This window comes from Rothia mucilaginosa (assembly GCF_901875305.1).
GTDB lineage: Bacteria > Actinomycetota > Actinomycetes > Actinomycetales > Micrococcaceae > Rothia.
This window is the reverse complement of record NZ_CABFLY010000006.1, coordinates 90376-109604: the sequence shown is the minus strand read 5'-3', so window position 1 is coordinate 109604 and position 19229 is coordinate 90376. Positions and strand designations below refer to the sequence as shown.

The 19229-nt window shown below is 61.7% G+C and carries 15 protein-coding genes and 2 tRNA genes; 4 read left to right on the top strand and 13 right to left on the bottom strand.

Annotated features, from left to right (window positions below; all coding sequences use genetic code 11):
* Nucleotides 1-141: 141 nt before the first annotated feature.
* The 8 genes from clpX to JX292_RS07705 form a co-directional block, all read right to left on the bottom strand.
* On the bottom strand, nt 142-1515 hold the full coding sequence (clpX, locus tag JX292_RS07740; protein WP_204863185.1) for an ATP-dependent Clp protease ATP-binding subunit ClpX: 1374 nt from the start codon (nt 1513-1515) through the stop codon (nt 142-144).
* 444 nt (nt 1516-1959) lie between these two features.
* The gene (locus JX292_RS07735; RefSeq protein ID WP_430538716.1) at nt 1960-2649 is read right to left on the bottom strand and encodes an ATP-dependent Clp protease proteolytic subunit; all 690 of its coding nucleotides are present in this window, start codon (nt 2647-2649) and stop codon (nt 1960-1962) included.
* A gap of 5 nt (nt 2650-2654) precedes the next feature.
* A complete protein-coding gene (locus JX292_RS07730) occupies nt 2655-3308 on the bottom strand; it encodes an ATP-dependent Clp protease proteolytic subunit (RefSeq protein ID WP_275586154.1) in 654 nt (217 codons plus the stop codon).
* A gap of 348 nt (nt 3309-3656) precedes the next feature.
* Nucleotides 3657-4958 carry a trigger factor gene (gene tig, locus JX292_RS07725; protein ID WP_204863183.1) on the bottom strand — a complete coding sequence of 434 codons (1302 nt, stop codon included), beginning with the start codon at nt 4956-4958 and terminating at the stop codon, nt 3657-3659.
* Between the two features lie 108 nt (nt 4959-5066).
* A tRNA-Pro gene (locus JX292_RS07720) sits at nt 5067-5141 on the bottom strand.
* Between the two features lie 454 nt (nt 5142-5595).
* Nucleotides 5596-5666, bottom strand: a tRNA-Gly gene (locus tag JX292_RS07715).
* Nucleotides 5667-5744: 78 nt separating this feature from the next.
* The gene (locus JX292_RS07710; protein WP_204863182.1) at nt 5745-6629 is read right to left on the bottom strand and encodes an Fpg/Nei family DNA glycosylase; all 885 of its coding nucleotides are present in this window, start codon (nt 6627-6629) and stop codon (nt 5745-5747) included.
* 103 nt (nt 6630-6732) lie between these two features.
* Nucleotides 6733-7224 carry a ribose-5-phosphate isomerase gene (locus tag JX292_RS07705; protein ID WP_204863181.1) on the bottom strand — a complete coding sequence of 164 codons (492 nt, stop codon included), beginning with the start codon at nt 7222-7224 and terminating at the stop codon, nt 6733-6735.
* Nucleotides 7225-7631: 407 nt separating this feature from the next.
* Between JX292_RS07705 and pepN the strand changes: the two genes are divergently transcribed.
* Together pepN and JX292_RS07695 are read left to right on the top strand one after the other, a co-directional pair.
* A complete protein-coding gene (pepN, locus tag JX292_RS07700; protein WP_204863180.1) occupies nt 7632-10181 on the top strand; it encodes an aminopeptidase N in 2550 nt (849 codons plus the stop codon).
* Between the two features lie 324 nt (nt 10182-10505).
* Entirely contained in the window at nt 10506-11669 is a 1164-nt protein-coding gene (locus JX292_RS07695) for an SGNH/GDSL hydrolase family protein (RefSeq protein ID WP_239653697.1), read from the top strand.
* 155 nt (nt 11670-11824) lie between these two features.
* On the opposite strand, the gene JX292_RS07690 is transcribed toward JX292_RS07695, so the two are convergent.
* On the bottom strand, nt 11825-12427 hold the full coding sequence (locus JX292_RS07690; RefSeq protein ID WP_204863179.1) for a peptidase: 603 nt from the start codon (nt 12425-12427) through the stop codon (nt 11825-11827).
* A 298-nt stretch (nt 12428-12725) separates the two neighbouring features.
* Nucleotides 12726-13547, bottom strand: a complete 822-nt coding sequence (locus JX292_RS07685) for a transcriptional regulator (protein ID WP_204863178.1) — start codon at nt 13545-13547, stop codon at nt 12726-12728.
* A gap of 128 nt (nt 13548-13675) precedes the next feature.
* Here JX292_RS07685 and JX292_RS07680 point away from each other — a divergent pair, with 128 nt between their 5' ends.
* The gene (locus JX292_RS07680) at nt 13676-14584 is read left to right on the top strand and encodes an acyl-CoA thioesterase (RefSeq protein WP_204863176.1); all 909 of its coding nucleotides are present in this window, start codon (nt 13676-13678) and stop codon (nt 14582-14584) included.
* Between the two features lie 109 nt (nt 14585-14693).
* On the opposite strand, the gene JX292_RS07675 is transcribed toward JX292_RS07680, so the two are convergent.
* On the bottom strand, nt 14694-15263 hold the full coding sequence (locus tag JX292_RS07675; RefSeq protein ID WP_204863174.1) for an HdeD family acid-resistance protein: 570 nt from the start codon (nt 15261-15263) through the stop codon (nt 14694-14696).
* A gap of 243 nt (nt 15264-15506) precedes the next feature.
* Complete coding sequence (gene ettA / locus JX292_RS07670; RefSeq protein ID WP_204863173.1) at nt 15507-17186, bottom strand: energy-dependent translational throttle protein EttA; 1680 nt, start codon at nt 17184-17186, stop codon at nt 15507-15509.
* A gap of 92 nt (nt 17187-17278) precedes the next feature.
* Here ettA and JX292_RS07665 point away from each other — a divergent pair, with 92 nt between their 5' ends.
* The gene (locus JX292_RS07665) at nt 17279-17719 is read left to right on the top strand and encodes an MmcQ/YjbR family DNA-binding protein (RefSeq protein ID WP_204863172.1); all 441 of its coding nucleotides are present in this window, start codon (nt 17279-17281) and stop codon (nt 17717-17719) included.
* A gap of 563 nt (nt 17720-18282) precedes the next feature.
* Here JX292_RS07665 and trmD read toward each other — a convergent pair.
* The gene (gene trmD, locus JX292_RS07660) at nt 18283-19227 is read right to left on the bottom strand and encodes a tRNA (guanosine(37)-N1)-methyltransferase TrmD (RefSeq protein WP_239653696.1); all 945 of its coding nucleotides are present in this window, start codon (nt 19225-19227) and stop codon (nt 18283-18285) included.
* Between the last annotated feature and the right edge of the window lie 2 nt (nt 19228-19229).

Here is a 19229-nt window from a genome sequence, read left to right as displayed (position 1 = left end):
CCGGCGCCTATGTTCACCTGTGGTATCTGCACTAGCCAGGCCCACGGTTCCTACACCCGGTACCTGCTAGCGAGCCGCCACCCCGTACAACCGAGGTGGCGGCTCCTTTATTCCCTAGCCTCTTCAGCTAGAAGTATTCGGTTAGGCCACCTTACGGCTGGCCTTCGCAGCCTTCAGGGAGGCGGTCTTCGCATCCCTCTTCGTGGTGCGAGTGGTCTCGGTTCCCGGGTCGGGAGCCTGCAGCACATAGCGAGGCTCCGTGCCGTTGAGCACGGTGTCCTCACCGATGACGATGGACGTTACGTCAGTGCGGTCCGGAATCTCAAACATCACCGGTTGCAGGATCTGTTCCATCATGGAACGCAGACCGCGGGCGCCAATCTTGCGTTCGGAGGCAAGGCGGGCGATAGCGGCCACGGCCGCATCGTCAATAATCAGATCCACGCCATCCAGCGCGAAGAGGTGACGGTACTGCTTGAGCAGTGCGTTCTTCGGCTCGGTCAGCACTCGAGCCAGTTCCTCCTCGTTGAGCTCGCTCAGGGTCGAGATGACCGGCAGGCGGCCAATCAGCTCGGGGATGATGCCGTAGTGGACCAGGTCCTCGGGCATAATCTGCTCGAGAGGGTCCCTCACCGTACCGCCCAGGTCGGCACCGAAACCGATGCCGCCGGCACCCACGCGGGCCGCGATGCGGTCGTCAATATTGTCGAAGGCACCAGCCACGATGAAGAGAATATTTGAGGTATCAATCTCAATATTCGCGTGGGCCGGATGCTTGCGTCCGCCCTCCGGCGGTACGGTCGCCACAGTACCCTCAATAATCTTCAGCAGCGCCTGCTGCACGCCCTCACCGGATACATCGCGGGTAATGGAGAGGTTCTCCCCACCCTTGCGGGCAATCTTGTCGATTTCGTCAATGTAGATGATGCCACGCTGAGCCTTCGCAATATCGCCGTCGGCGGCATTGATGAGGCGCAGCAGAATGTTTTCCACGTCGTCACCCACATAACCGGCTTCGGTGAGGGTGGTTGCGTCAACCAGGGCGAAGGGCACATCCAGCTTCTTCGCCAGGGTGGAGGCCAGGTAGGTCTTACCGCAACCGGTCGGGCCGAGCATCAGGATATTCGACTTGCCCAGCTCAACCTGTTCCCCCGCCGTCGCAGAGAGCGTGCGGGAGGTCAGTACCGGGTTGTCCAGGTCGTGAATACGCTTGTAGTGGTTGTATACCGCCACCGCCAGAGTACGCTTCGCGGCGTCCTGACCAATCACGTAATCGTTGAGGTAACTGTAAATCTCACGCGGGGTGGCCAGCTGTTTAGGAGATGCGGCAGCCGGAGCGTTTGCTTTCAGACGTTCATCAGCCAGAATTTCTTCGCAGAGATCCACACATTCATCGCAGATGGAGACATTCGGGCCGAGCACAATCTTGAACACCTGCGCGCGCGTCTTCTTGCAGAAGGAGCACCGCATGCTGGCGCTGGGCTGCTCGGGGGGCAAGGTAATATCTGTTGCCACGAGAATCCCCTTTCAATCGTGTGGTCGTCTCTCGGTGCGGCGCGCGGAGGGGCCGGGCGCTCTTCACGGTGAGGTGAGAGATGATCTCTACCCCTCTAGGCTACCGGAGTTCACCCCGGAACTCAGAATTACGACCTTCGAAGAAGATAGTCGATACCCATATGACGAACCGGGTTAAATATGACGTCGGCACGTCCTTTCACCAGCCCTATTTCGAGGGGTATTGGTGGCCTCGAGGAGCCGCTCGACAGCTTACAAGACACCCACTGTGTTACGTCGCAGATCCTGCCACAATACGCTGCCCAAAGATAAGGGACGGAACGGCTCCCGAGCCCTACGCCTACACGGCGTATAGGGTGTCGGATACCGTTCCGTCCCCTCCCACGGCGGTCACCGTTTCCTCACTCGGTCATCGCTCGGCGAGCCACCAAGCGAGGTAGCGGCTTAGGTGTGGGAAATAGCGGTATTGATCGCAGGCTTACGCAGCTTACGAGACTCCAGGACCTTATCGACCAGGCCGTACTCCAGGGCAGCAGCCGCAGTCAGAATGTTGTCACGCTCGATGGAGCGGTCAACCTCTTCGTAGGTCTTGCCCGAGTGCAGGGCCAGGGTCTGGGCGGTCCACTCACGCATACGCATAACCTCGTTCGCGTGAATCTCAATGTCGGAGGCCTGACCACCCTGCTGACCGCTCAGGGCGGGCTGGTGAATCAGCACGCGAGCGTTCGGCAGCGCCAGACGCTTGCCGGGGGTACCGGCAGCCAGCAGAACCGCCGCAGCCGAAGCCGCCTGGCCCAGGCACACGGTCTGGATCTCGGGGCGGATGAACTGCATGGTGTCGTAGATGGCGGTCATCGCGGTGAAGGAGCCGCCGGGCGAGTTGATGTACAGGGTGATGTCACGCTCGGGGTCCTGTGCCTCCAGCACCAGCAGCTGAGCCATGATATCGTCAGCGGATGCGTCGTCCACCTGGGTGCCCAGGAAGATGATGCGGTCCTCGAACAGCTTGGCGTAGGGGTCCTGACGCTTGTAGCCGTAGGGGGTGCGCTCCTCGAAGCTGGGGAGCACGTAACGGTTGCTCGGCATAGCCGGCGCCGAGGTGGTGATATCGTTCGGCAGGTAGTTCATGTGCATCTCCCTTATGCGTTCTTCGGCTCGGGCAGCTTACCGGCGGTGGTGGCAATGTGATCGAAGAAGCCGTATTCCAGGCCCTCCTGTGCGTTGAACCAGTTGTCGCGGTCGTTGTCCTTCAGGATGGTTTCCAGGCTCTTACCGGTGCGCTCCGCGGTAATCTCTGCCAGGCGCTTCTTCATATCCAGAATCAGCTCGGCCTGGGTTCGAATATCGGATGCGGTACCGCCGATGCCGCCGAGGGGCTGGTGCATCAGGATGCGGGCGTTCGGGGTGGCGTAACGCTTGCCGATGGTGCCCGCGGTGAGCAGGAACTGGCCCATGGATGCCGCCATGCCGGTCACCACGGTCACCACGTCGTTCGGGATGAGCTGCATGGTGTCGTAGATGGCCATACCGGCGGTCACGGAGCCACCGGGCGAGTTGATGTACAGGTAAATGTCCGCCTCGGGGTCCTCTGCGGAGAGCAGCAGCATCTGCGAGCAGATGAGGTTAGCGTTCGAGTCGCGCACCTCGGAGCCGAGCCAGATGATGCGCTCCTTCAGGAGGCTGTTGTACACGTAATCTTCCTGGGCGCCAACGATGGGGGTTGCCATCGACGGCGAGGGCGCCACGCCGGCAGCCTGGGAGGCGCCGATGGGCAGAGGCATGTAGCTGGACATTCTTCCTCTTCTTCTCTTAGGGGCTTCGCGGCATCGTTGCGCACACGGCGCGCTGAAGCGCACGCGAAAAGTTTCGTTGCTACTACCTTACCGATAGTTGCCCTTCCCCCGCTCCTTCGCGCGTTGCCCGTTCGCCAGGGGGTGAAGCTCACTTTACCCGGGCGACAGCCGGCCTATCCCTGGGCGGTGCGCGGGTAGCCCATGATTTCGCGATGGGCACAGAAACGCCTCGGCGGGCACCCACCAAAACCAGTGAATACCCGCCGAGGCGATACGACATGCGCGCCAACGCGTCCGCCCTCGAAGATTACCCCGCGAGCGCCACGCGCCAGCTATACGTGGGAGGGATTAGGCGGCTGCCTCTTCACCCTGGCCCAGGAACTTGGACAGGTCAACGGTGTTGCCCTTGGAGTCCTTGACCACTGCGGTCTTCAGAACCTCAGCGAGAGCCTTGGAGCGGCGAACCTCGCCGACCAGTGCGCCAGCCTGGCCGGAGCCGTCCAGCATCTGTGCGAACTGGTTCGGGTCCATGCCGTACTGGGAGCTCATGGTGATGATGTAGTTGATCATCTCAGCCTGGTCAACGGTCACTTCCAGGGCGTCGGCGAGGGCATCCAGAACCATCTCGTTCTTGAAGGCGGTCTCGGTGTTCTCGCGAACCTCGGCGCGGTGCTCCTCGGTGTCGTGGCCTGCTTCAGCGTTGGGGTTGTTGAAGTGCTGCTCCAGCTGATCCTCGATGACCTTCTCGGGAACGGGGACCTCAACCAGCTCAACGAGCTTGGTCAGGACCTTGTCGCGTGCCTGGACGCCCTGCTCGGCAACCTTGGCCTCGGCAACCTGCTTCTTGATGTCTTCCTTCAGCTCTTCGATGGTGTCGAACTCGGAAGCCAGCTGTGCGAACTCGTCGTCAGCTGCGGGCAGCTCGCGCTCCTTAACAGCGGTCAGCTTGACCTTGATGACGGCCTCTTCGCCAGCTTGGTCGCCGCCGGAGAGCTTGGTCTCGAAGGTTGCGTCCTCGCCAGCGGACAGGCCGGTCAGGGCCTCGTCGATACCCTCAAGCATGGTGCCGGAACCAATCTGGTAGGACAGGTCGTTAGCTGCGTCCACCTGCTCGCCGTCGATCTCTGCGGCGATGTCGATGGTCACGAAGTCCTTGTCGGCGGCGGGGCGCTCGACGGTCTTCAGGGTGCCGAAGCGCTCGCGCAGAGCGTCCAGTGCCTGAACCTCGTCCTCGGGGGTCACCTCGACCTCGTCCACCTCAACCTCGAGGCCCTCGTACTTGGGCAGCTCGATTTCGGGGCGGACGGTCACGGTGATGGTCAGCTTAACCTCAGCTTCGCGGTCCTCAGTGGTGGGCTGGGACTGAACGTCCAGCTCGGGCTGTGCCAGGGGGGAGAGGTCGTTCTCGCCCAGCGCCTGTGCGTAGTAGTCGTTCAGGGCGTCGTTCAGGGATGCCTCAACGATGTAGTCGAAGCCCGCGCGCTGCTCGATGAGCTGCTTGGGCAGCTTGCCCTTGCGGAAGCCGGGAACGCTAATCTGGCCAGCCAGGTTCTTGTAGGTGCGGTCCAGGTAGGGCTTGAATTCTACGAAGGGAACCTCGACCTCAATCTTTGCGAGGGTCGGGTTGAGCTTCTCGACGGCGGTCTTCACGTCCGTGATCTCCTCATATCGTTCGGTGCGGCACGAGTCGTGTGTGCCGCGGTTGCTTACTGGAAAGAGCGCCACGACACGATACGATGTCGCGGCGCTCGTTTCACGTCGGGGCGACAGGATTCGAACCTGCGATCTCCTGCTCCCAAAGCAGGCGCGTTAGCCAAGCTACGCCACGCCCCGTGAAACCGACCGCGTTATGCGCCGAAGCGGTTTAACACAGTCAATGCCCTAGTTTACCTGTTTTCCCGCTAAATGCCCAACAGAACGGCGGATGCGGGCGCGGGTTTCGCCGTAAACGATTACCGAGGGTGCGGAAAGGATTTGTAGAGGGGATGACGGGCTGGAGCGTGCAGATTCCGAGCGTGCGAGGAAACAAATCCGCATGCGTAAGCGATTCCAGGAGACTAGTTATCGAGGGGATGACGGGCTGGAGGGCGAAAATCCCGAGCGCGCGAGGGAATGTATTTTCGCCCGGAAGCGATTCCCGGCAACCTAGAGCGAGATTTGTGGAGGGGATGACGAGCTGGAGCGTGCGGATTCCGAGCGCGCGAGGAAACAAATCCGCATGCGTAAGCGATTCCCGGCATCCCCGAGCACAAAAAATCCCCCCGACAACGTCGGAGGGATTTGTGCGAGGGGATGACGGGAATCGAACCCGCGTAATCAGTTTGGAAGACTGAGGCTTTACCATTAAGCTACATCCCCGCATGGAACCCGTTTATGATATCGGGGTTCTTTCCAGACTGTCAAATGGTGTGTAGCCTCAGGGATGTTGCGCCAGGGTTATACCTGGCAGCCGGGGCACCAGTAGAGCTTGCGTCCGGCGATTTCTTCCATGCGGATGGTGGTGCCGCATCGCGGGCACGCCTCGCCTTGGTGCTTGTATACGTAGTTTGCGTGGTCGGGCCAGGCCTCAGTCTCTGGAATACCGGGGCGGTCTTCGGGCTCGGTGGTGATAATGCGGCCCACGCGCACGCCGATGACCAGCAGGTGCTTGTTGTCTTCCCAGAGGCGCTTGAGCTCGTCGTCGCTCAGGCTCTTGCCGGGGCGTAGCGGGTCAATCTTCTGGCGGTACAGCGATTCGGCGCGGAAGATATTGCCCACGCCCGAGATGGCCGCCTGGTCCATGAGAATCACGCCAATGGGGCGGGAGCTTTTGCGTGCCGCGCGGTAGAAGCGTTCGGGGTCGGCATCCGGGTTGAGCGGGTCGGGGCCGAGCTTGGAGCGGACGGTGCGTACCTCCTCCGGCGTTAGGGTGCGGCAGATGGTGGGTCCGACCAGGTCGGCCCAGCCGTGCTCCGAAACGATACGGCAGCGCACCGTGGCTTTCGGCTCGGGCGGGCCAGCGTAGGACTGCTCCTCCCCCGCCGCGTATTCTTTCTCTCCAATCTTGCGGGGCGCGCCGATGCTCGAGGCGCCTGTGAACGTCTCGTCGCCCCCGAAGGTCCAGTTGCCGTAGATGCCCAGGTGCACGTTCAGGGTCAGGTCGTTTTCGAAGGTGACGAACAGGTGCTTACCGTGCGCGTAGGCGCCGGTGATGGTGTGCCCGTCCAGCAGGGCTGCCCCGTCGGTGAAGCGCCCCTGCGGGGAGGAAACCTGCACGCGTTCGCCGGTGAACACGTCGCTCATCTGGCGGGCGATGCGGTGGATGGAATGTCCTTCGGGCACGGGTTCTCCTCGAAAACTTGTCGGCTAGAAATAGTGTGGATGATATGGAGTGCAGAGACGACCGAGGCGCATAGCCTGCACTATGCGCCTCAGATGTTAAAGCTTAGGCAGCGTCAATCTGCTTGCCGGCAATGTCGCCGGTCTGCTCGTACTCAGCCAGCTGGCCGATACGGCGTGCGTGACGCTCCTCGTTGGTCCAGGGGGTAGCCAGGAAGATCTTGATGATTTCCAGTGCTTCTTCCTTGCTGTGCTGGCGGCCGCCCACAGCAACGACCTGTGCGTTGTTGTGCTCGCGGGCCAGGGCCGCGGTGTCGTGGTTCCAGGCCAGGGCCGCGCGGATGCCCTCAACCTTGTTGGCGGCCATCTGCTCGCCGTTACCGCTACCGCCCAGCACGATGCCAAGGGAATCCAAGCCAGCTTCACGGTCGCGCTTCACGCCCAGGGCGGCGTTAATGCAGAACGAGGGGTAGTCATCCAGCGGGTCGTACTCGGCGGGGCCGTGGTCAATCATCTCGTAGCCCTCGGCGGTGAGGGATTCGATCAGGTAGTGGCTCAGTTCGAGGCCAGCGTGGTCGGTCGCGATGTGTACGCGCATGGTGCTCTCCTGGTGTGGTGTTATGTGCGGCTCGGGGCGGCTATGGCCGGGCCGAGGCACGCCTCGCATCCTCGGTAGGGATGTTTTCCCCCCGATTCGGTTCGGGGTTTCTCTTAGTTTGTACCTACTAACTGTAGCGAATTCGCGCGGGTTCGGGTAATGGGGAGCCCCGCCCGCCCCGCCCACATACGGTAAACTGTGGGATATGGCACTTTGCGGTGTCCCGATGTGTAGCGCCCGCGAGAAACACCACCCGCAGCGCTCAAACGCACCCCCGGCAAGCCCCCGACAGCATTGAGCGAGTCCACCGGCACCTGCGGATGCGCACACCCGGGCACCGCGTCGGCGTGTCAGGACGGCACGCCGCGCCACCGTCCGCCGTGTCACTTCTATGGAGAGGGAATCCAATGCCCGGCCTAAACCTAACCCGCGATGAGGCGATTGAGCGCGCATCCATTATCAAGCGCGTTCACTCTTACCATATCTTCCTCGACCTGCGCACCGATCAGGATGTCTTCACCTCGAACGTTGAAATCCGCTTCGACGCACAGGAAGGTGCCTCCACCTTTATCGACGCCATCACCTCCTCGGTCAAGTCCATTAACCTTAACGGCGAAGAGCTCAGCACCGACCTGGCTGACGGCGAGCGCATCCAGCTGCCGAACCTGGCCGCTGAGAACGTTCTGAAGATCGAAGCCGAGATGTTCTACACCAACACCGGTGAGGGTCTGCACCGTTTCGTGGACCCCGCCGACGGCGAGATTTACCTGTACTCCCAGTTTGAGGTGCCGGACTCCCGCCGCGTGTTCCCCGTCTTCGAACAGCCCGACCTGAAGGCCACCTTCGAGTTTGAGGTGCGCGTACCCTCGCACTGGGTGGTTGTGTCGAACCAGCCCGAGGTGAAGGTCGAGGACAAGGAGTGCGGTTGCGGCCGTGCGAAGACCTGGTTCTTCAAGCCGACCCCGCGCATGTCTTCGTACATCACCGCTATTGTGGCCGGCCCCTACGAGAAGGTCACCAGCGAACTGACCAACTCTGAGGGTCGCGTGATTCCGCTGGGCGTGTACGCCCGCAAGTCCCTCATGCCCTTCGTTGATGCTGAGGACATGTTTGAGCTGACCCGCCAGGGCTTCGAGTTCTACGAGGAGCAGTTCAAGACCCCCTACCCCTTCGAGAAGTACGATCAGCTGTTCGTGCCCGAGTTCAACGCCGGCGCAATGGAGAACGCGGGCTGCGTGACCTACCTGGAGACTTACGTCTTCCGTTCCAAGGTTGCGGAGGCCCTGCGCGAGCGCCGCGCCATCACCGTTCTGCACGAGCTGGCTCACATGTGGTTCGGCGACCTGGTCACCATGAAGTGGTGGAATGATCTGTGGCTGAACGAGTCCTTCGCGGAGTTTATGTCTACCCTGGCCGCAGCGGAGAACACCCGCTACGCCAAGGAGGCGTGGGCCACCTTCGCTGCGTCGGAGAAGACCTGGGCGTACCGTCAGGACCAGCTGTCCTCGACCCACCCGATTGTGGCTGAGATTCGCGACCTTGCCGATGTTCAGGTGAACTTCGACGGCATCACCTACGCAAAGGGCGCCTCGGTGCTGCGTCAGATGGTGGCTTGGGTTGGTCAGGAGAACTTCATGGCCGCTCTGAAGGTGTACTTCGACAAGCACAGCTGGGGCAACACCGTGCTGGACGACCTGCTGGTGGAGCTGGAGCGCACCTCCGGCCGTGACGTGCGCGCCTGGAGCGCTAAGTGGCTTGAGACCGCTGGCGTGAACACCCTCGCCGTTGAGGTGGAGAATGACGAGGCGGGCAACATTTCTTCGCTGGGTATCCGCCAGTCCTACGCTGAGGGCTTCGAAACCCTGCGCCCGCACCGTGCCGTGATTGGTTTCTACAACCTGGTGGACGGCAAGCTGACCCGCACCGACCGCATCGAGCTGGACATCGACGGTGAGCTGACCGTGGTCGAGGAGGCCATCGGCAAGAAGCGCCCCGACCTGCTGCTGCTCAACGATGAGGACCTGGCCTACGCCAAGATTCGCCTGGATGAGCGTTCCATCGAGACCGCCATCAAGCACCTGGGTGACATTGATTCCTCCGTGGCTCGCGGCGTGGTCTGGGGCTCGCTCTGGGACACCGTACGTGACGCTCAGATGCCGGCCCGCAAGTACGTTGACCTGGTGCTGAACAACATCGGCAAGGAAACCAACTCCACCGCCCTGCGCACCCAGATTAACAACCTGTCGGCTACCCTGCACTCCTTCGTGGCTCCCGAGGCTCGCGAGGAGACCCGCCACCGTGCCGCTGACCGCCTCTGGGAGCTGGCATGCGTCGCAGAGCCCGATTCGGACGCTCAGCTGCAGCTGCTGCAGGCGTTCATCAACCAGACCCGCACCGAGGACCAGTACGACAACGTGCAGCGTCTCTTCAAGGGCGAGCTGACCCTCGAGGGCCTGGAGATTGATGCTGACCTGCGCTGGAACCTGGTGTGCCGCCTGGCCACCGGTGGCCGTTTCTCCGCCGAGCAGATCGCTGCGGAGCTGGAGAACGACAACACCGCAAACGGTCAGCAGTACGCAATTCAGGCTTATGCTTCTATTCCGACTGCGGAGGCTAAGGCTGAGTACTGGAACAAGATTATGGTCACTGGCGAGCTGTCGAACATGATTCAGCGTTACGCCATTGCCGGTTTCAAGTCCGGCAAGCCCGAGCTGATTGCCCAGTACCACGAGCCGTACTTCGAGCAGATTGAGGGCATCTGGCGTTCGCGTTCGCACGAGATTTCGATGCAGATCATCGGTGGCATGTACCCGAGTGAGCCGACTGCTGAGTTGCTCGAGCGCACCGAAGCCTACCTGGCTTCTCTGCCTGAGGATGCTGCCGCTCTGTACCGTCAGATTGCTGAGGCACGCGATGGCGTGGCTCGTGCGCTGAAGGTTCAGGCTGCCGATATCTAGTATCGATAGCTTAGGTATCATTCCGTCGGCGTGACGTTGGCGCAAGTGGCTCACTCGAGTCGCTCGAAACGTGCCGCGCTCAAGGCCCCCTCTCACCCCCTCTCCCCAGGCATCAAGCACCCGCGCGGTGCCGGGGCGGAGGGGGTGTTTCCGTATCCGAGAGAGTATCGGCTCCCTGCACATGAGCGGGGAAACGGAGAGCTTTTAGATCCGGGACCGAGGTGAGCAAATTACCGGCACTATGGTGCATATTTTTCGGTGTTTTTGAATAAACCCCTCAGAAAAGCTCTCCACTTGGGGTTGAGCCTACCGTACACTGTAGATATGTCTTCTACCCGGCCCCATCTCAAACGCGTCACCACGGTAGGCGCCGTCCTCGGCGTCTTCGCTTTGGGCTCCCTCGGCCTCTACGCCGCCGAGGGCTCCAGCACCCCCGACGCGTCCGCGGCCACCGCCCACGCACTCCACCCGGACTCCTCGGCCCTCGCCTCGACGGGCCCGGCGGCCAGCCCCTCCGAGAGCCCCTCGGCGGAACCCACCCCCGAAACCGTGGCGCAGCAGATGGACCGGGTCGCGCAGGAGGCCTTCGGCGCGGAAGGCGCGCACCCGGTGGGTGAGACGCAGAAGCCCTTTACCGCTTCCCCGGATGCCGCCGACGTCACGGTGCAGCAGTACCAGGGCGGTGTGGTCATGCACACCACCGCTCACGGCGCGGTTGCTATGCACTCCGGCGTCTACTCGCACTGGTGGAAGCAGCGCGAGTACAGCGATTTTGCTGGCCTCGAGGGGCTACCGACCGGCTGGCGCTCCGAGAACGGAATCATCTACACAACCTTCGAGAAAGCCGAACTCTACTGGGACACCGCCATGAACGTGCCCCGAAGCACCGCGGTACTGGGCACGCAAGACGCCCTCGTCATCGGCGACTCACAGGTTCTGCCGACCTCGTGGGTTGGTCTGGGCCTTTCCGAAGCGGGCTTCACCTCCCACATGTTCCGGTGCGGCGGCGTTGGCTTCGTGGCCTCCCGCCCCGGCACCTGCCCCTCCTACTACCAGGGCGTGATGGAAAGCGTCTGGGCCCTGCCCGGCGGCACCCCCGGCGTGATTTACCTGGATGCCTCCGGCAACGACATGTACGTCAACGAGGACGAGATGAAGGCAACGGAACAGACGCAGGACCGTCAGACGCGGGTCATCCAGCAGCTGCAACGCATGTACCCCTCCTCGAAGATTGTGCTCGGCGGCGTGGTGTCGATGAGCGAGTCCGCCGCGCCCGATCCGCAGAAAGCTCACAAGCGTCACACGGCCAACGAGGCGGCCAAGGTCGTGGCCCAGCATACCGGCGTGCTCTTCATGGACACCTCGGACTGGCTGACCCTGTACCTGGCCGAGGGCGATATGGCCGACGGCCTGCACTTAAAGGACGAAACGCAGTACAAGATGGCGGCCCCTTTCGCCGCGCGGATGCGCGAGTTGCTGGCCTCCTAACCCCGTATCTTCTTTTGCATAGCGCGAGGCGCCGGAAAGAGAGATTCTTTCCGGCGCCTCGCGCTACGGGCAATCATTGGGGGGGTCATGCAGAGCTCGTCAGCCACCCTCCGGTGCACCCCGGTTGCGTCCGGGGGCCTATAAACCGGGGAGGTTTACGCGGCTAGGCCCTGGTCCTTCTGCGCCTCAGCCCGTTTGTGGGCGCGCACACCATCGGCCAGGCGGCGCTGCTGGCGCTCGCGGGCGGCCTGCTTCTCGCGCTGTTCGGCGGCCCAGGCGACGGGGTCAATGCCAATGGGCTCGTAATGCCACTCGCCCACGTAGTCGCGAATCGAGGCCACCCAGGTCACGGGGATGCCTCGGCGCAGGTATACCTCGTGCTCGTTATCTTCAAAGGCGTGGATGATGCGGTAGCCGTCTGCCTCCAGGGAATCCAGGATGGAGTTCTTCCAGGCGACGGTGCCGGACTGATCGCGGCCGGGCTTGGCAATCACATACTTGGGGTCAATGTCGGCGCGGGCAATGAACTCGTTCAGTTCCTTCATGTAGGTGCCGTCGCGGCCGGTAATCACGGCAATCTGCGCGCCGGTCTGTTCCGCCATATCGCGTACGCTATCGGCCACCTCAACGTTCACGGTGGCGTGGCGAATGGCCTTGAAAAAGCGGCGGTAGCTGGTGAAGAAACCGCTTAGATACTTGTCCATCTGGTCTCGGTTGCTGGCAAGGGTGCCGTCGATATCGACTGCAATCAGGTCCATGAGGGGTCTCACTTTCAATCCGCGCGGGAAGGATGCGCCCGGTGACGGCGCGGCGGAAGGATTCCCGTGCGGTGTGGCTGGTTTATCGGTGCGTTCACCACACCCCGGTGCGGGTGTAGCCTTCCTAGGTTACCTCTTTCCGTAAAGTTTTGTCTCGTCAGCGGCCGTATATTAAGCCCTACGAATCGTTCCTAAGATGCATTTCACCCCCTTGCGAACCGGGGCCCGCAGGGGGGTGAGAGATAGATGCGGGCGCTACGGGTCTGAATACGGCAAACGTGCGCCCTAGGGCTGGGAACTAGAGCAGGGAACCGGAGCCGCGGCGCACCAGCACCATACCGGCCGGCGCCACGATGCGCAGCCACTCGTCCGAGCCCACGCGGGCGGCGAAGACCGGCAGTTCACCGGTAAAGCCCTCGGGAATGAAACCATACACGCGCAGGGCGAAGGCGGCACCGGTGGGCACCTGCACGCCATCAAAGGCGGGCAGGTACTCCAGCACCATGGGCGAGGACCAAATGCGCGAGCGCACCGTCGTCAGAACTGCAGCTCCCGGGTTCTCGGGCAGGGCGCGGTCTACGGCCTCCAGGCCCTCGGCGGTGGCGCGGGCGAACTCCTCGACCGGCACGGTGCCGACCTCGGACCAGCCGCGCACGGGGGTGGCCTTACCAGTCCAGCCGGCATTGACCGTCACCGGAGGCATGTACAGCACAAGCTCGGGGTTCTGCTGTTCGGCTTGCTTCTGCAGCCGAGCCAGGCGTTCCTGCAGGGCCTGGGCCTGAACCGTCATGTCCAGGGTTGATTCGGCGGCGAGGTGCAGGGCGCGCATCCCCATGATGACGGGTGCGTTCGAGGAGGCATCCTCGGGCTCCAGGGAGCAGGCGAAGACAGCCAGCACGCGGCCGCGGGCGGTCAGGCGAATTGCCGCATCCGGGTTGACCGCCAGGGCGCGGGAGATATAGGTGGCCAGGTCCTTCACTACGGCGGCGCCGTGTGTGCCTCCGGGCAGAATCAGGTAGGGTTCCTCCACACCTTCGTGGGGGTTGTACTTGAGCTCGATGGGTGCGCGGGTGCCATCTTCTGCGGCGGGTGTCGGATTCTTCTCGGACGGGGTGCTCATCGTAGCTCCTTGGGTTATTCTCTATCTCTTCACCGAGACGCATCGGATGCAGGCCGCGCGCGTCTCAGAGTGTGCCTTCCCACTCTACGCCACCTTCGGCCCCTCTGAAAACGTGGGAAAATGAAAGCATGACTAAGCCCACTGTGACTCAGAACCTCATGAGGATGCTGGACCTCTCCCCCGTCGAGGCGACCCCCGCCTCCTTCGGTAGCGATGAGGTGCTCAGCGGCGTCACCCTCACCCGTGAGCAGCCTCGCACCTTTGGTGGTCAGGTGCTCGCCCAATCGATTATTGCCGCCGACCGTACGGTTGAGGGGAAGGCCCTGCACTCCATCCACGCGTACTTTCTGCGACCCGGCGATATTGAGCGCGAGCTGTTCTTCACCACGCAGCGCCTGAACGATAGCCGTTCCTTCTCGACCCGCCGCGTGCAGGTGTTTCAGGATGAGGCGCCCATGTTCTCGGCCATTATGTCTTTCCAGGCCGAGAGCCGCGGCCCCGAGCACACCGCGGTGACCATGCCGGAGGTCCCGGAGCCCGAGTCACTGCCGAAGGTCAGCGACTACCTGGGCGAGCTGCCGCATCCGATTGCGCAGGCGGTGGCCTGGGAACGCCCGATTGATATGCGCCATGTGGATGCGCCCCTGTACACTCAGCCGGATTCCTCTTCGACACAGCCGCGCGCCTGCGTGTGGTTCAAGACCTTTGACCGCCTGGTGCACGCTGATGGTTCCGAGGCTTCGGATGCAGAGCACCGCGCCGCGATTGCCTACGCTTCGGACTACCTGCCCCTGGAGCCCGCCCTGCGCCGTCACGGCAAGTTCTGGCTGGAACCGGGGCTGAAGAGTGCCTCGCTGGATCACGCGATGTGGTTCCACCGCCCGGCCCGCGCCGATGAGTGGCTGCTGTACGTACTGAATTCCCCGAGTGCCCAGGGTGGCCGCATGCTCTCGCAGGGTTCAATTTTTAATCGTTCGGGCGAGCTGGTGGCGACCGTAGCGCAGGAAATGATGTTCCGCCTGCCGGAATACCGATAAAACACAGTACCGCTATAGCCTCGGCATAAGCGTCAAAGCATACAGAAAGACCGTGTGAAGTGGTTACCTCACACGGTCTTTCTATGTTCTAGATATTGCCTGGAAGCTCTTAGCGAGCTTCGACGTCAATCACACCGTCCGGGGAAATGTGCACAGTGCGCTTGGTGCGGCGGGATACAAAGAAGTCACCCACAAACACCAGACCGGTCACCAGAAGTGCCAAGGCAGCCATCCATACCGCCGCCACGCCGAAGAACATGGGCAGATAAATCATCGCCATAGCAAACACAACGACGCCAATAGCAGAGAACAGCATGTGGCGAGATGCACCGGGAATGACAGCCTTCAGCAACAGTGCGGCATAAATACGGGCGCCGCCCCAAATCAGCAGGCAGGCTCCCATGAAAATCGACAGAATCGTGGTACCGTCCGTCGAGTTCAGCAGAACCAATCCACACGCGAGCATACCCAACGCACCAACGAGCTCCCATACATTACGACCAGACTTGGGAGCGCCGAAGTAGCGGACCAGCTCAAACACACCGGCGAGCAGAATCACGACGGCAAAGGTTGAGCCAAGAATAGCCAGCGGCACCTCGGGGTTCGAGAACAGGTATAGAGAGATGACCACCAGCAGCACTCCGGTAATGAGGGACATCCAGTTATATTTTGAAAGCATGACATCCAATCCTTCGTATCAAACATATGAGTTGTACATGCCCATTAAACCCCATCTGTGAACCGCACCATAATCTGCTGAACATCAAAGGACAACCTATATCTACCGGCGAACAGCGGACGGTTCACTCGCCCGCATCCCAGCAAGCAGGCACACAGACAGATACAGCGACGGGCACAGCGAAGCCCCATCTCCCCGTGCTTCAACAGCTTGAGGAGGCGGGGCTCACCACCGAATCAAACCCTATCGGGTCAGCTTACGGTGCACCACGCGGTGCGGCTTAGCGGCCTCGGGGCCGAGGCGCTCCACCTTGTTCTTCTCATAGGACTCGAAGTTACCCTCGAACCAGTACCACTGGTCCGGGTTCTCATCGGTGCCCTCCCACGCCAGGATGTGGGTTGCCACGCGGTCCAGGAACCAACGGTCGTGAGAGACGACCACTGCACAGCCGGGGAATTCCAGCAGCGCATTTTCCAGGGATGCGAGGGTCTCAACGTCCAGGTCATTGGTGGGCTCGTCGAGTAGCAGCAGGTTACCGCCCTGCTTGAGGGTCAGCGCCAGGTTCAGACGGTTACGCTCACCACCGGAGAGCACACCCGCCTTCTTCTGCTGGTCCGGGCCCTTGAAGCCGAACGCGGAAACGTACGCACGCGAAGGCATCTCAACGTTGCCGACCTGAATGTAGTCCAGGCCGTCAGAGACGACCTCCCAGAGGGTCTTCTCCGGGTCGATGTTCGCGCGGTTCTGGTCAACGTACGAAATCTTCACGGTCTCGCCCACCTTCAGGGTGCCGCCGTCGAGGGGCTCCAGGCCCACGATGGTCTTGAACAGGGTGGACTTACCCACACCGTTAGGACCAATCACACCCACGATGCCGTTACGGGGCAGGGAGAAGGACAGACCGTTAATCAGGGAGCGGCCGTCGAAGCCCTTCTGCAGGTTCTCAGCCTCGATAACCACGTTACCCAGGCGGGGTCCCGGCGGAATCTGAATCTCTTCGAAGTCGAGCTTGCGGGTCTTCTCAGCCTCCGCAGCCATCTCCTCGTAGCGAGCCAGACGGGCCTTCGACTTAGCCTGGCGGCCCTTCGAGTTCGAACGAACCCAGTCCAGTTCCTCGCTCAGGCGCTTGGCAAGCTTGGCGTCCTTCTTGCCCTGAACTTCGAGGCGGGAGCGCTTCTTCTCCAGGTAGGTGGAGTAGTTACCCTCATAGGGGTAGAGGTTGCCGCGGTCAACCTCGGCAATCCACTCGGCCACGTGGTCGAGGAAGTAACGGTCGTGGGTCACGGCGATGACCGCACCCTCGTAGGACTGCAGGTGCTGCTCCAGCCAGAGCACGGACTCTGCATCCAGGTGGTTGGTGGGCTCGTCGAGCAGCAGCAAGTCAGGCTTCTGCAGCAGTAGCTTGCACAGTGCCACGCGGCGGCGCTCACCACCGGAGAGGTGGGTGACGGGCATGTCGGCGGGCGGGCAACGCAGCGCCTCCATAGCCTGCTCCAGCTGGGAGTCCAGGTCCCACGCGTTGGCGGCGTCAATAGCCTCCTGCAGCTGACCCATTTCCTCCATGAGGGCGTCGAAGTCAGCATCGGGCTCAGCCATGAGGGCGGAAATCTCGTTGAAGCGGTCGAGCTTGGCCTTAATCTCGCCCACGCCCTCCTCAACGTTGCCCAGAACGGTCTTCTCTTCGTTCAGCGGCGGCTCCTGCAGCAGGATGCCCACGGTGTAGCCGGGGGTCAGGCGTGCCTCGCCGTTGGAAGGCTGGTCGAGGCCAGCCATAATCTTCAGGATGGTCGATTTACCCGCGCCGTTCGGGCCGACCATACCGATCTTGGCGCCGGGGAAGAACGACATCGTCACGTCGTTAAGGATGACCTTGTCGCCCACAGTCTTGCGGGCCTTGATCATCTGATAAATAAATTCAGCCATAGTTACCTATTCTAGCGTGGATTCGGCTGAGGGTACGAGAGTTTTAGGTTCCATGCTATGCGAAGTACCACGCGGGCACTAGACTCAAAGCTATGAGCACAAACCCCTCCCCCAAAATTCTGACACCCGAGGACCTGGAACGCACCGTTGACCGCCTCGCGCTCGCCATGCCACTGGCCACGAGCGATCAGCCGTTCGGCCCCGAACACACGGTGTACCGAATCGGCGGCAAGATATTCGCCATGTACACGGAGGGCATCGGCTACCCCATCGTGAACCTGAAGACCGACCCCGAGGAGTCCGAGGTGCTGAGGCGCATCTACCCGAGCATCATTCCGGCCTGGCACATGAACAAGCGGCACTGGATTTCCGTGGGTGCGGGTGAGGGCATAACCGAGCGGGTGCTAGAAGAGCTGGTGGAGGATGCGTACCTGCGCGTCATGTACTCGCTACCAAAGGGCAAGCGGCCCATCGAGTTCCGCGAGCGCCCCGTACCTCAGAAGCACTGGGAGCCGGACGCGCTGGTCGGGTAAAGCGGGGGTTTAAAAAGCGGAACGGGTGGGCATCCAATCCGGACCATTGGATGCTCACCCGTAAGCATCGGTACTTTTACCCGCGCGACGGAGGGCCATCAACCACGATGAACGCTCGAACCACCAAGCTACCATCCCATAAGTGCGGGGTGCCCATACCATGCACCACTGATTAACACCGGGATGAATGAGGCTCTCAGACCGGGCATCCTATGCAGAGGATGCACCCGAGTGATGACGACATCTATCCCCGAGATAAAACTCAGCTGAATCATGCAGTTCAGCCAAGAAGGGATTACACGCTTCACCCGCACTACCGGTACAGGAGAAGTCTGTTCTCGGGATAATCATAACCTTTTTGCATTAAAGTGTCATATTTTGATTGAAGATTCACCGAATCTTTCATTGAACGTATATCAACTCGGTTGATTTTCCTAGGGTACACGTTGATTATTCCCGCAATCAAGCCCTGACCTGGGCTTTTATCGCAATAAGCACCTCTGTACCCCGGGTATTGACAGCCCGCAAATACCCACCACCCGGGCGCACTCCGTGCTATCGAACTAGGATGCAGAACCAGCCTTGGGGGTCGAAACCTCAGACGATGCGGGCTCCGGAGCCGCAGCCTCGGCGATGCGTTTCTGCTGCTTTGCCTTCTTCTGAGCCGCCTTCGCCGGGTTCGCAAAATGCACCCCGCGCTCAGCCAAGAAGCGGCGATCCTTCTTATCCCACTGCTCCACCGGGTACGCCTCCAACAGATCGGGGCGGCGCTCCAGAGTGCGCTCAATCTGACGGTCACGACGCCAACGCGCAATCGCGCCGTGATTACCCGACAGCAGCACCTCCGGAACCTCACGGTCACGCCACACGGCGGGCTTCGTGTACACCGGATACTCCAGCAGACCACCCGTATGCGACTCCTCCTCCAGAGAGGCGGGGTTGCCCATCGCACCGGGAATCAATCGGGTAATAGCCTCAATCATCGCCATGACCGCGACCTCACCGCCGTAGAGCACGTAGTCGCCCAGGGACACGGGCATTACGCGGAAGCTCTCCTGCGCCCAGTCCATCACACGCTCGTCAATGCCCTCGTAGCGTGCCGGGGCAAAGACAATGTGCTTCTCCTCCGCCAGCTCATAGGCCATTGCCTGGTCGAAAACGGCACCCGCCGGGGACGGGACAATCAGCAGCGGGCGGGTATCGGCGGGGGTATCGGCGGCGGGCTCGGTACCCTCAGACTTGGCGCCCTCAGCAGCATCTTCGGTAGCGTTCAACGGGGAGGAGGCTAGCACCTCATCCAGCGCCAGGCCCCACGGCTCCGGCTTCATGACCATGCCCGCGCCACCGCCGTACGGGGTGTCATCCACCGTGCGGTGACGGTCAAAGGTGTACTCACGCAAATCATGCAGGTGCAGGTCCACCAGGCCCTTCTCACGCGCCTTACCCAGCAGGGACAGCTTCAGCGGCTCCAGGTACTCGGGGAAAATCGTGACCACATCGTAGCGCACGG

Coding starts and splice junctions, on each gene's coding strand:
- JX292_RS07735 (WP_430538716.1), bottom strand. CDS start 2,649: ATGCACATGAACTACCTGCCGAACGATATCACCACCTCGGCGCCGGCT.
- JX292_RS07730 (WP_275586154.1), bottom strand. CDS start 3,308: ATGTCCAGCTACATGCCTCTGCCCATCGGCGCCTCCCAGGCTGCCGGC.
- JX292_RS07705 (WP_204863181.1), bottom strand. CDS start 7,224: ATGCGCGTACACATCGCGACCGACCACGCTGGCCTCGAACTGAGCCAC.
- pepN (WP_204863180.1), top strand. CDS start 7,632: ATGCCCGGCCTAAACCTAACCCGCGATGAGGCGATTGAGCGCGCATCC.
- JX292_RS07695 (WP_239653697.1), top strand. CDS start 10,506: ATGTCTTCTACCCGGCCCCATCTCAAACGCGTCACCACGGTAGGCGCC.
- JX292_RS07690 (WP_204863179.1), bottom strand. CDS start 12,427: ATGGACCTGATTGCAGTCGATATCGACGGCACCCTTGCCAGCAACCGA.
- JX292_RS07685 (WP_204863178.1), bottom strand. CDS start 13,547: ATGAGCACCCCGTCCGAGAAGAATCCGACACCCGCCGCAGAAGATGGC.
- JX292_RS07680 (WP_204863176.1), top strand. CDS start 13,676: ATGACTAAGCCCACTGTGACTCAGAACCTCATGAGGATGCTGGACCTC.
- JX292_RS07675 (WP_204863174.1), bottom strand. CDS start 15,263: ATGCTTTCAAAATATAACTGGATGTCCCTCATTACCGGAGTGCTGCTG.
- ettA (WP_204863173.1), bottom strand. CDS start 17,186: ATGGCTGAATTTATTTATCAGATGATCAAGGCCCGCAAGACTGTGGGC.
- JX292_RS07665 (WP_204863172.1), top strand. CDS start 17,279: ATGAGCACAAACCCCTCCCCCAAAATTCTGACACCCGAGGACCTGGAA.